12 protein-coding genes are annotated in these 10,695 nt (G+C 68.4%); 2 read left to right on the top strand and 10 right to left on the bottom strand.

Features of this window, described 5'->3' with window-relative positions; translation table 11 throughout:
• Positions 1-30: 30 nt before the first annotated feature.
• From JWP60_RS20045 to JWP60_RS20025, 5 genes are all read right to left on the bottom strand, one after another.
• The gene (locus tag JWP60_RS20045) at positions 31-246 is read right to left on the bottom strand and encodes a hypothetical protein (RefSeq protein ID WP_299795286.1); all 216 of its coding nucleotides are present in this window, start codon (positions 244-246) and stop codon (positions 31-33) included.
• Positions 227-832 (bottom strand): nuclear transport factor 2 family protein, encoded by a 606-nt coding sequence (locus JWP60_RS20040; protein ID WP_299795284.1) that lies wholly within the window; start codon positions 830-832, stop codon positions 227-229. Before JWP60_RS20040 ends, JWP60_RS20045 begins: the two co-directional genes overlap by 20 nt.
• An 86-nt stretch (positions 833-918) precedes the next feature.
• Complete coding sequence (locus JWP60_RS20035; protein WP_299795282.1) at positions 919-2,001, bottom strand: maleylacetate reductase; 1,083 nt, start codon at positions 1,999-2,001, stop codon at positions 919-921.
• Between the two features lie 130 nt (positions 2,002-2,131).
• Positions 2,132-2,677, bottom strand: a complete 546-nt coding sequence (locus JWP60_RS20030) for a GNAT family N-acetyltransferase (RefSeq protein ID WP_299795280.1) — start codon at positions 2,675-2,677, stop codon at positions 2,132-2,134.
• Positions 2,678-2,792: 115 nt separating this feature from the next.
• On the bottom strand, positions 2,793-3,272 hold the full coding sequence (locus tag JWP60_RS20025; protein ID WP_299795278.1) for an Lrp/AsnC family transcriptional regulator: 480 nt from the start codon (positions 3,270-3,272) through the stop codon (positions 2,793-2,795).
• Between the two features lie 125 nt (positions 3,273-3,397).
• Here JWP60_RS20025 and hppD point away from each other — a divergent pair, with 125 nt between their 5' ends.
• Positions 3,398-4,486 (top strand): 4-hydroxyphenylpyruvate dioxygenase, encoded by a 1,089-nt coding sequence (hppD, locus tag JWP60_RS20020; RefSeq protein ID WP_299795276.1) that lies wholly within the window; start codon positions 3,398-3,400, stop codon positions 4,484-4,486.
• Positions 4,487-4,617: 131 nt separating this feature from the next.
• Positions 4,618-5,289: an RraA family protein gene (locus JWP60_RS20015; RefSeq protein WP_299795274.1), complete on the top strand. Its 672-nt coding sequence runs from the start codon at positions 4,618-4,620 to the stop codon at positions 5,287-5,289.
• A gap of 24 nt (positions 5,290-5,313) precedes the next feature.
• On the opposite strand, the gene JWP60_RS20010 is transcribed toward JWP60_RS20015, so the two are convergent.
• The 5 genes from JWP60_RS20010 to JWP60_RS19990 all read right to left on the bottom strand — a co-directional run.
• Positions 5,314-6,447 (bottom strand): four-carbon acid sugar kinase family protein, encoded by a 1,134-nt coding sequence (locus JWP60_RS20010; RefSeq protein ID WP_299795272.1) that lies wholly within the window; start codon positions 6,445-6,447, stop codon positions 5,314-5,316.
• Positions 6,444-7,448 (bottom strand): 4-hydroxythreonine-4-phosphate dehydrogenase PdxA, encoded by a 1,005-nt coding sequence (gene pdxA, locus JWP60_RS20005; RefSeq protein WP_299795269.1) that lies wholly within the window; start codon positions 7,446-7,448, stop codon positions 6,444-6,446. Before pdxA ends, JWP60_RS20010 begins: the two co-directional genes overlap by 4 nt.
• Positions 7,449-7,458: 10 nt before the next feature.
• On the bottom strand, positions 7,459-8,439 hold the full coding sequence (locus JWP60_RS20000; protein ID WP_299795268.1) for a tripartite tricarboxylate transporter substrate binding protein: 981 nt from the start codon (positions 8,437-8,439) through the stop codon (positions 7,459-7,461).
• A 49-nt stretch (positions 8,440-8,488) separates the two neighbouring features.
• Positions 8,489-9,958: an FAD-dependent oxidoreductase gene (locus tag JWP60_RS19995; protein ID WP_299795266.1), complete on the bottom strand. Its 1,470-nt coding sequence runs from the start codon at positions 9,956-9,958 to the stop codon at positions 8,489-8,491.
• Between the two features lie 33 nt (positions 9,959-9,991).
• Positions 9,992-10,695, bottom strand: a 704-nt coding sequence (locus JWP60_RS19990; protein WP_299795264.1) for a GntR family transcriptional regulator, incomplete at its 5' end; no start/stop codon positions are given.

Below are 10,695 nucleotides of genomic sequence, written 5' to 3'. Positions count from 1 at the left end.
CCGGAATGTATCGCGGCCAGCGCCGTTTGTTCAGGCCGGCAAGGGCACCGTGAGCGGATCGTACGAATACAGCCAGCCGGCGCGGCTCTTCGTCAGGTCCTTCTGCAGGAAGGCGGCGCGCATCTCGGCTTCGTCTTCGATGCGGTACAGGCCGCGGCTCTCGGTGCCCGCCCGCTTGATCACGCCGGCCCAGCGGACGCTCTCGGCCTGCGCGGTCGCAGCAGCTTCAGCGTTCCAGCGCGCCACCGGCCAGCCAGCGCGCCCCGCGGGCATAGAGCGCCTCGACCTGGGGGCCCTTCAACATGGGCATGTCCATCTTCACCTGGTAGCCGATGCCGGTCTGGATGTAGGCGAGATGGCGGTAGCCCTCGGGCATCCGGGCCAGGCGATCGGCATCCAGCGCCAGGCGCGCGGAGGGATCGACCGGATCGATGCGGTCCTTTTCGTAAATGGGCTGGCGGTGCAGCAGCTTCCACTCGCCCGCCACCTTGACCAGGAAGTCGTAGAAGCGGCCGGTGCATACCACGTCGCACAGCACGCCTTCGACCGGACCGCGCTGGGAGATGGTCATCTTGGTCTGCGCGATGGCGCGGTCGCCGGCGAGATCGATCGCGGAGCCCCCCAGGAAGTGCAGGATGCTCACGCCCTTGGCCCAGCCCTCCTGCGTCACGCGGATGAACTCGGTGAAGGAGCCCTGGAACCACGTGGCCATCATCACGCCGTCGGGGTGCCAGACGGTGGCAAAACGCTCCCAGTCGCCGGCGTCGCGCCAGACGGCCCAACGCTCCACCAGTTGCCGGATCTTCAATTCCTCGACGAAGGGGTCGTTCACTTTGCTCTCCTTGAATGTCATGGGCAATCAGCACTTCGGTTTCGAGGACGGCGAGGCGGTCGACAGCGTCCTTGCGCGTCACCGCATCATGCCGGCCGCACGCCTTCGTAGGCCTCTTGCAGCAGTTGCCGGATGGCGTCGCGTTGGGCGGAACCGAAGGGCCGCGGGTTCCAGTAGGGATTGCCCACCGCAATCTCCGCGGCGCGATCCAGGTCCTCGCGCTTCATGCCGATGTCCTGCAACGCCACTGGCGCGCCGTTGTCACGGGCCAGGTCGAACAGGCCGGCCGCCGCACTGGTGCCGGCAGCGAGGCCGAGCGCGCGCCGGATCCGGGCCATCGCCTGCGGTGCCGCTTCGGCGTTGAATGCAATCGCGTGCGGCAGCACCACGGTGTGGACTTCCGCATGCGGAAGGTTGAAGCTGCCACCGAGCGTGTGGCACAGCTTGTGGTGCAGGGCCATGCCGACGTTGCCCAGGACGCAGCCGCACAACCAGGCTCCGTAGAGCGCTTCGCCACGCGCTTCGATGTTGGTGCTGCGCTGCCGGATCGCGGGCAGTGCCTGCGCCAGGGCGCGAATGCCCTCTTCCGCCATCAGGTCCATCACCGGGTTGCTGTCCTGCGCGTACAGGCCTTCGGCGGCGTGCGCGATGGCATTCATCCCGCTGGTCACGCTCATGGCCACCGGCAGGCTCAGGGTGAGCTCGGGGTCGTAGATCACCGTGCGGGGAAGCACCCGCGGATCCTTGCCGGTCTTCTTCAGCGCTCCCTCGGTGATGCCGTAGATGGGGGTCATCTCGCTGCCGGCATAGGTGGTGGGAATCGCGAGGATAGCCAGGCCGGAGTCCAGCGCGATCGCCTTGCCCAGGCCCGTGGTGGATCCGCCGCCGATGGCGACGGCGCAGTCCGCGCCCAATCGCCTGGCCGTGTCGCGCGCCTCCTGGACCACCTCGATGCGCACGTGCATCACGGCGCGCGGAAAGATCCCTGCCGCGCGCGCGCCCAGGCGATCCGCGACCATCTGCGCCTGCGCCGCCTGCTCGGGCGTGGACAGCACGAGGGCACGCCGGGCGCCCAGCAGGTCGATCTCCCGCTCGAGGTGGCGCAGCGATCCGGCGCCGAACACGACCCGCGAGGGCTGGCCGTTGTAGATGAAGTCCTGCAGGCTCATGTCCTTACCCTCTGGCATCCGCTCGCAGGGCGCGGTCGGCCCTCGTCGCGGCAGCGGGACGATGGTAGGGGAATTTGCCGCGCGCTCGCCGCGCCGGGGCGCAACTCACTTTTCCGCACGGCGGAAAACTTCAGGGGCCGGGCTGCCAGGCGGGCAGCGGCGCAAGCTGCTTGCAATAGAGCCGGGTCGCGGCGTACGTGCCATCGGGCATCAGCGCGTAATTGGGGATCACGCCACAGGCCTGCCAGCCGCCGCGCTCGTACAGGCGTTCGGCATCGGGATTGGCGGTGTCCAGCACCAGCAGGGCTTTGCCCGCGCGCAGCGCTTGCGACTCGGCAGCGCGCAGCAAGGCAGCGCCCAGGCCCTGGCCGCGCGCGCGCCTGCGCACCAGCATCTTGGCGAGGTCGCCGCGATGCGGCTGGTTCTCGGGCTGGTCCAGCAGGATCTGCACGGTGCCGGCGTAGCCCTGCGCGTCGTGCGCGACGATGACGATGCGCTCTCCGCGCTCCAGGCTCGCCGCGGCCGACGACCAGAAGGCGCGTGCCCGCTCCCGCGTGATCGGCAGCATGAAGCTGACCGAAGCGCCGCCTTCGACGCAATCCACCAGAATGTCCGCGAGTTCCTCGACGTCGTGCGGCGTCAGGCGCGCAAGCACACGGATCTCACTGCTGCCCATGTCACCTCCTTCTCAGGTTCCGGCGCGGCGTCGCAGGGTCACGGGACCTCACGCCCGCTGCAAGGATGTCGTTCCGTTCCGTCGGCCAGGCGTTCATGCTCGTCGCACCGAGGCATCAGACCAGCGTGACGTTGGTCTTGAAGGGCCGCATCACGAAGCTGGTGCGGCAGTCCTGCACGCTCGGGTGCTTCAGCAGCGTGTTCATCACGAAGTGGGTGTAGTGGTCCATGTCGGCCACCAGCACCTTGAGCAGCAGGTCCGTGTCGCCGGTGAGGGAGACGCACTCGACCACTTCGGGCCAGGTCACCACCGCGGCGGAAAAGAGGTCGAGCGGGTCGCGCTTGTCGCCGCCGCTTTGCTTGGCCATGCGCACGTTGATGTAGGCGGTGAGCCCCAGGCCGACGCGGCGCGCGCGCACCAGCGCCACGTAACCGGCGATCACGCCCGCGTCTTCCAGGCGCTTGACTCGCCGCAGCGCCGCCGAGGCCGACAGGCCCACCTTGCCGCCCAGTTCCTCATAGGAGAGGCGGCCGTTCTCGCGCAGCGCGGCGAGGATGCGCTGATCCATGCCGTCGAGTCGGATCGGGTCATCCATCGGCAGATTCTTGCATGATTCCTGCGCGCACTCCCGCATCCAAGCCGCAAATCGCAAGATCCCTGCGGCCCACCGGGCCTACAGTCAGGCAACACCCCCTGCTGCGAAGAAAGCGAGAGAGCGACATGGCCGACCTGTTCGACAACCCCATGGGCCTGTGCGGATTCGAGTTCGTCGAATTCGCTTCGCCCATCCCCGATGTGCTGGAGCCGATGTTCGAGAAGATGGGCTTCACGCTGGTCGCGAAGCACAAGTCCAAGGACGTGCTGCTCTATCGGCAGGGCGACATCAACTTCATCGTCAACCGCGAGCCCCGGAGCCTGGCCGGCTACTTCGCCGCGGAGCACGGACCCTCCGCCTGCGCGCTGGCCTTTCGCGTGCGCGACTCGCACCGGGCCTACGAGCGCGCGCTCGAACTCGGCGCCCAGCCGATCGAGATCCCCACCGGCCCGATGGAGCTGCGCCTGCCCGCGATCAAGGGCATCGGTGGCGCGCCGCTGTACCTGATCGACCGCTTCGAGGACGGCAAGTCGATCTACGACATCGACTTCGAGTGGCTGCCCGGCGTGGACCGCCATCCCAAGGGGGTCGGCCTGACGGTGATCGATCACCTCACGCACAACGTCTATCGCGGCCGCATGGCGCACTGGGCGGCGTTCTACGAGCGGCTGTTCAACTTCCGCGAAATCCGCTACTTCGACATCAAGGGCGAGTACACCGGCCTCACGTCGAAGGCGATGAGCGCGCCCGACGGCATGATCCGCATCCCGCTGAACGAGGAGTCGGGCAAGACCTCGGGCCAGATCGAGGAGTTCCTGATGCAGTTCAGCGGCGAGGGCATCCAGCACGTCGCCCTGCTCACGGACAACCTGGTGGCGACCGTCGACCAGTTGCAGATGGCCGGCGTGCCGCTGATGACGGCGCCCAACGACATCTACTACGAGATGCTGGCAGAGCGGCTGCCCGGTCACGGCCAGCCCGTGGGCGAACTGCAGGCGCGCGGCATCCTGCTCGATGGCGATACCGCGGGCGGCCAGCCGCGATTGCTGCTGCAGATCTTCAGCGAGACCCTGCTCGGGCCCGTGTTCTTCGAATTCATCCAGCGCGCCGGCGACGAAGGCTTCGGCAACGGCAACTTCAAGGCGCTGTTCGAATCGCTGGAACGCGACCAGATCCGCCGCGGCGTGCTGAAGGTGGAACCGCAGGCGGCGTGAGGGCTGCGTCGGGGCAGCCCGGTGGAGTGCGCGTTGCGCATTCCACCCTACCCATGCCGGCTGCGTCGTAGGGTGGAATGCGCGGAGCGCACTCCACGCTGAGGCCGCGATCCCGTAAGCTGCAGCCTGCCATGCCCGATCCCCACCTGCAGCGGCTTGCCGCCCTCGACAGCAACACCATCTCGGACGCCCTGGACTTCCTGGGCCTGGCCGGCGCTACCTTCGGGCTGCGCCCGCTGTGGAACTGCCCGAAGATCGTCGGCCGCGCCAGCACCGTGCAGCTCGGTCCCAGGACGCAAACGCAGCCGACGCTGCACCTGATTTCGCCGGCGATCGCTGCGGTCACATCAAACGACCGCGTGCTCGTGATCGCGGGCGGCCCGGAAGGCATCTCCTGCTGGGGCGACATCCTGGCGAACGCCGCCGCCGCCAGGCGCATCCGCGGCACGATCATCGACGGCTGCAGCCGCGACATCGAGGGCAGCGAGGCGATCGGCTATCCGGTGTACGGCAAGGGCATCACGATGATCAGCGCGCGCAACCGCATCGTGCAGACAGCCTCCGGCGAGCCGGTGCGCATGGCTGGCGTGACGGTCAGCCAAGACGACTACGTGATCGCCGACCGCTGCGGCACGGTCTTCGTGCCGCAGGCGCGCATCGAGGAAGTGCTGGACCTGGCCGAGCGCATCGCGCGCCGGCAGGACGGCATGGTGGCCGCCGTGCGCGCGGGGCGGTCGGTGGCGGACGTGATGCATGACAAGGAGTTCGAGGCGATCACCACGGCGCCGCCCAAGGAAGGGTGACGCCGGCAGGAGCGCGGCTGGGCGCTACCGTGCCGACGGCACGAGGGCGGCCACGGCCTGGGCGAAAAGGTCCGTGCTGCCGAAGCCTCCGGCCTTGGTGACCACACCCAGAGCCCCGGATGCGCCCCGGATCCGGCCATGCACGACGCCGGGGTACAGGTTGCCGATCACTTCGACTCCGTCCACCTGCAGGCGCGAGAGGACGGCACGGGCCGTGTCGCCCCCGGTCAGGAACAGTGCCGTCGACCTGCCTGGCTGCGAGGACAACAGGTCCGCGGTGGCATGGGCGAGCTGCTGCGAGACCCGGCGCGGATCGAGCGTCGGCACAGCGCCCAGGCCTTCGACGTGCAGGAGAACTATGCGCGCGCCGCGGCCGCCCTGCGCGATCCTGCGCAACTCGCCGTTCGACGTGAGCGCCAGCGCCTCGACATCGCCCTGCGAGAGCAGCGCGCCAACTTGTGCGGCACTCCGCGCGTTGTACGAACCCACGACGAAGACGAGCCGCTCGTAAGTAGGGTGCACAGGCCTGGTGAACGCCGCTGGCATGCACGCAACCAGCGCCGATGCGAGTCCCGACGATCCCACCAGCAGCACCTTGCCCGAGGCGGGGAGGCACCGTGCGGCGATGCTTGCGAGCTCCTGCCCGGTTTGCGCATCGGCAACCAGCACGCAGGGCTCGTCACCCGGTACCTCGCCGCCGCGCAGCGGGCGCACGGAGAGGGTCGGCAAGCCTTGTCGCAGCGTCTCGATCAGCGACGGGCCTGCCGCCCCTGCTCCGTTCACGAACAAGCGACCATCGCGCAGAACGCGTCCTTGCGCAGGCGCGGAGGGCGCGACGACAGCGCAACTGCGGCCACTCGCCTGCAAGGCCGCGGCGATCTCCGCAGCGACGTTGCCGCGCAAGGTGGAATCGATTTTCTTGAAGGGCAGGCGGTCGGCGGCGAGTTGCGCCATGGCGGCGTGCACGGTGCGCGCCGCGACCTCGGCGCAGAGGTCGCGCGAGTGCGTGTCGATGGCGAGTACCGCGGGGTGCTCGCCGACGTCAGCGAGCCCCGGTGTCGAGAGCAACACGCGGCTTGCCAGGCCGCCGTCCGCGAACGGCGCCGCCGAATCCATTGCGCCGGTCAGGTCGTCGGCGACGATCCCGACGCGGATCACGGCGCGGCCGGTGCCCGCTCGGCGGCGCCAACCAGCCGGGCGGCATAGTCGATGGCCGACAACATGTTCACGTGCTTGGCCTTGCCGGTCCAGGCCACGTCGAACGCGGTGCCGTGGTCGACGGACGTCCGCAGGATCGGCAGGCCAAGCGTCACGTTGACCGTCTCGTCGAAGGCAATCAGCTTGGTGGGAATGTGCCCCTGGTCGTGATATTGCGCGATCACCAGGTCGAATTCGCCCTGCAGAGCCCGGTAGAACACGCTGTCGCCCGGGACCGGGCCGGCGATGTCCATCCCCTCGCGGCGCGCCGCCTCGATCGCGGGAATGATCTGCTCGATCTCCTCGCGCCCGAAGAGCCCGCCTTCGCCACTGTGCGGATTCAGTCCGGCCACGGCGATCCGCGGGTTCACCACGCCGAGGCGGCGCAGATGCGCATGGCCCTGGCGGATGGTGGCGAGCACGCGCTCGGTGCTGGCGCGTTGCGCTACCCCGGTCAGCGAGACGTGCGTGGACACGTGCAGCGTGGACAGCTTCGGCGAGGCCAGCAGCATGAAGGACGATTTCGCGCCCGTCAGGTGCGCCAGCAGTTCCGTGTGGCCGTCGTACTTGTAGCCGGCCTGGTGCAGTGCCGCCTTGTTGATCGGCGCGGTGACCATCACGCCGATCCGCTTTTGCAGTGCGGCCTGCACCGCCGCGGCGATGCAGGCATAGGCGCAGGCGCCCCCGGCCGCCGTGATGATGCCGTCCTGGGGCGCACCGACGCCGGCGGGGACCGGCACGTGCTGGATGCGAACCTCGCGCGCCGCCAGCCCTGCCGCCGATTCGCGTTCAACCCACTGCAGCTCGCTGCCCACCAGCAGGTTGGCGCGTTGCAGCAACTCGCGGTTGCCGAAGACGACGATGGAGTGCCGCGTCTGCTGCGGCAGGTCGGCCAGGGCCTTGCAGATGATCTCCGGGCCGACGCCGGAGGGGTCGCCCATGGTGATTCCGATGCTTTCCATGCTCATTCGCCTATTGGGCCGTGATCTTCGCGGCCGTGGCCACCTTAGACCACTTCGCGGTTTCCGACCGGATGTAGGTCGCGAAGTGAGCGGCATCACGCGGATCGGGAACGGTACCGAGCGCCGCGAGCCTGTCCCGCACGTCGGGTGTCTGCACGATGTGCGTCAACTCCGCGCTCAGGCGATCGACGATGTCCTTGGGAGTGTTCGCCGGCGCCAGGATACCGACCCACACGCTGACTTCGAAGTCCGGCAGTCCGCCCGACTCGGCGACCGTGGGCACGCCCGGCATCAGCGGGGTGCGCGTGGCGCTGGAGACCGCGATCGCGCGCAGCTTCCCCGCCTTGATGTTCGGCAGCGCCACCGGCAGCGTGGGGAACATCATCGGCACCTGGCCCGCGATCACGTCGGTGATGCCGAGACTGTCTCCCTTGTACGGCACGTGCACGAGGTCGACGTTCGCCAGCACCTTCAGCAGTTCCACCGTGAGATGGTTGGAGGTGCCGTTGCCGGCCGACGCATAGCTGATCTGCCCGGGCTTCTCCTTGGCCAGCGCAATCAGGTCCTTGACCGAGTTCACCGGGAACTTCGGATTGACCACCAGCACGTTGGGCGCCGCCGCCAGCAGGGCCACCGGGCTGAAGTCCTTCACCGGGTCGTAGGGAAGGTTCTTGTACTGACTCGGCGCCATCGAGAGATTGCTCACCGAACCGAGCAGCAGCGTGTAGCCGTCCGGCTTGGCCTTCGCTACGAGGTCCGCGCCTATGGTGCCACCGGCGCCGGCGCGGTTGTCGATCACCACCGGTTGCCCCAGGGCCTCCCCGAGCTTCTGGCCGACCACGCGGGCAACGATGTCGTTGATGCCGCCCGGGGGGAAGCCGACGATGAGCCGGATCGGTCTGGCGGGATAGTTTTGCGCGATGGCCGGCGCCGCGGCGAGGGCGGCGAGGCCCAGGGCTCCTGCACCCAGCAGCCTGGACAGCTTGATCATGCGATGTCTCCGTTTTCTTCTTTTGCGATGCCTGGCGAGCGAACCTGCCTCAGGCGGGCAGCGCGTGCTTTTCGATGTTGGAATGCGGCGCACCGGCCGGCAGGCGCACGGGAACGCCCTGCTCCTCCAGCATCACCTGCACCTTGGCGACGGGCGGGTTCCTCCAATCGGCCTGCGGGTCCTGCGCCATCACGGCAGCAAACACGCCCGCAGCCTGGCCCGCGACACCCGTGGGCGCCATGTTGCGCTGGAACTTGTCGACATCGTGGGTGAAGGACGCACAGCGGCCGGTGACGACCAGGTTCGAGATCTCCCTGGGCAACATGCAGGACAGCGGGAACTCATAGCGCATCAGCTTGAGCGACAGCTCGCGCGCCCACTTGTCGTCCTTCGAACCTTCGTGGCCGAAGTCGGGTCCGTGCAGTTCGGCGGTGCCGTAGTCCACGGAGGTCATCACGCCCACCGCGTCGTCGAAGCGCTTGCCGTCGCGGATGTCCTGGTACGTGAGCGTGTAGCGCCCTTCGATGCGGCGCGTTTCGCGCACCCCGAGGTAGGCGGAGCTGTCGACGAGGAAGCTGTTCTCGAAGCCGGGGAGCAGCTCGCGACAGGTGCGCATCACCTGGCGCAACTGGTCGCGGCCTTCCATCTCGGCGCGGCTGATGTCCGCGCCGTTGGTGCCGTCGATGTTGTACACGCGCGTGCTGTTGCAGATCAGGACGGCACGATCGGTGAGTTCCGGCGGGTTGACGCCGCTGAAGCGCAGGTAGTTCACGGGCGCCGCCCGTTCCAGCAAGCCCAGCTTCTTGGCCTGCTCGACGATCGAGAAGAAGCCGTCGATGCGAACGATGCCACCCGCCAAGTCGACGACGCGGCGGCCATCGTCCTGGGAGAAGTCGTCCGGATGGGTGTCGATGTACTGCTTGAAGCGCCGCAGGTCGACGTTGCCGATGCGGCCCATCACGGTGACGGGACGCATGGCGCCATCGCGCTCGCGGCCCTTGGTGAAGGCGGCGCCGGCGCGGGCCGCGACGTCGCCGTCGCCCGTGGCATCGATGACCGTGTTGGCCAGCACCGCCTGCCGGCCCGACTTGTTCTCGATGATGACGCCGATGATGCGGTCATCCACCACGATCGGCTCGGACACCCATGTGTAGAGGAGCACCTGCGCACCCGATTCACGCAGAACGTCCATCGCGGTCCACTTGTAGGCCTCGATGTCCCAAGGCACCACGTCGCCCAGCCCCGCGCCCTGCTCGTGCGCGAGCCGCGTGAAGAACTCGCGCGGGAAGCCGACCAGTTCGCTGGCCGGAATCACCAGCAGGCCCATGGCGGATCCGGTGGCCGTGCCGCCCAGGAAGCCTGCCCGCTCCAGCAGCAGCGTGCGCGCGCCGCTGCGTGCCGCGGCAACCGCCGCGGCGATGCCGGCGACACCGCCGCCACAGACAAGCACGTCGACGCGGTCGGCGATGGGAACTTCCTGGTTCGGCAGGGTGACGCTGGTGGAGGAGATCTGGATCATTCTGGGGGTCCGGGTTGGAGGAAGCAGGCGGCCTCAAGAGCCGCTGCGGGTGAGCGGAAAGCGGGCGCGATAGGCCTCGACATAGGCCTTCTTGGCGACCTGGATGTGGTCGCGGCAAAGGGTCACCAGCGCCTTGCGGTCGGCGTCGCGCAGCGCCTGGATGATGGCCCAGTGGTCACGGCCCGCGGCTTGTACTTCGCCGGTGTGCGTGATGGAGAGCGATCGCACCGCGTGCGCTTTCCGGCCGAACAGGGCGATGTGCTCCACGAGATGGCGGTTGCCGCACTCGGAGAAGAGCGTGTCGTGAAAGACGATGTTGATCCGGAACAGCGATCGCAGGTCGCGGCGAGCTGCCGCGGCGTCATGTCGCTGCTGGATCCGCGTGAGCTGCGCGAGGAACTCTTCCCGGGCCGGCAGCGGCATCCAGCGGGCTGCGGCGGTCTCGAGCAGTTCCCGCATGGCGTAGATCTGTTCCACGTCGTCGGGTGTGAGGTCCTTCACCGTGACGCTTCGGCCAGGCAGCCGCTCGGCAAGGCCGATGCGCTCGAGCTCGGCCAGCGCCTGCCGCACGACGTGGCGCTTGGCGGCAAAGCGTTCCATCAGGTCGTTCTCGACCAGTCGCTCGCGGGGGTGCACGCGGCCGAAGAGGATGTCCTCCTCGAGGCCGTCCACGATCTGCGCTGCCGAGAGTTCAGCCTCGGCACTGCCCGGGCTCTCGACCACGTGGCTCTCGGTTT

The sequence above is a fragment of the Ramlibacter sp. genome, assembly GCF_028291745.1.
Classification (GTDB): domain Bacteria; phylum Pseudomonadota; class Gammaproteobacteria; order Burkholderiales; family Burkholderiaceae_C; genus Ramlibacter.
Note: the sequence above shows the minus strand (reverse complement) of the source record. Positions and strands in the feature narration are given on the sequence as shown.

Excerpts from the sequence above, each read along its gene's own strand:
- pdxA (WP_299795269.1), bottom strand. The coding sequence starts at position 7,448 with ATGGAAAGCATCGGAATCACCATGGGCGACCCCTCCGGCGTCGGCCCG.
- JWP60_RS20030 (WP_299795280.1), bottom strand. The coding sequence starts at position 2,677 with ATGGGCAGCAGTGAGATCCGTGTGCTTGCGCGCCTGACGCCGCACGAC.
- JWP60_RS20015 (WP_299795274.1), top strand. The coding sequence starts at position 4,618 with ATGCCCGATCCCCACCTGCAGCGGCTTGCCGCCCTCGACAGCAACACC.
- hppD (WP_299795276.1), top strand. The coding sequence starts at position 3,398 with ATGGCCGACCTGTTCGACAACCCCATGGGCCTGTGCGGATTCGAGTTC.
- JWP60_RS20025 (WP_299795278.1), bottom strand. The coding sequence starts at position 3,272 with ATGGATGACCCGATCCGACTCGACGGCATGGATCAGCGCATCCTCGCC.
- JWP60_RS20000 (WP_299795268.1), bottom strand. The coding sequence starts at position 8,439 with ATGATCAAGCTGTCCAGGCTGCTGGGTGCAGGAGCCCTGGGCCTCGCC.
- JWP60_RS20035 (WP_299795282.1), bottom strand. The coding sequence starts at position 2,001 with ATGAGCCTGCAGGACTTCATCTACAACGGCCAGCCCTCGCGGGTCGTG.
- JWP60_RS19995 (WP_299795266.1), bottom strand. The coding sequence starts at position 9,958 with ATGATCCAGATCTCCTCCACCAGCGTCACCCTGCCGAACCAGGAAGTT.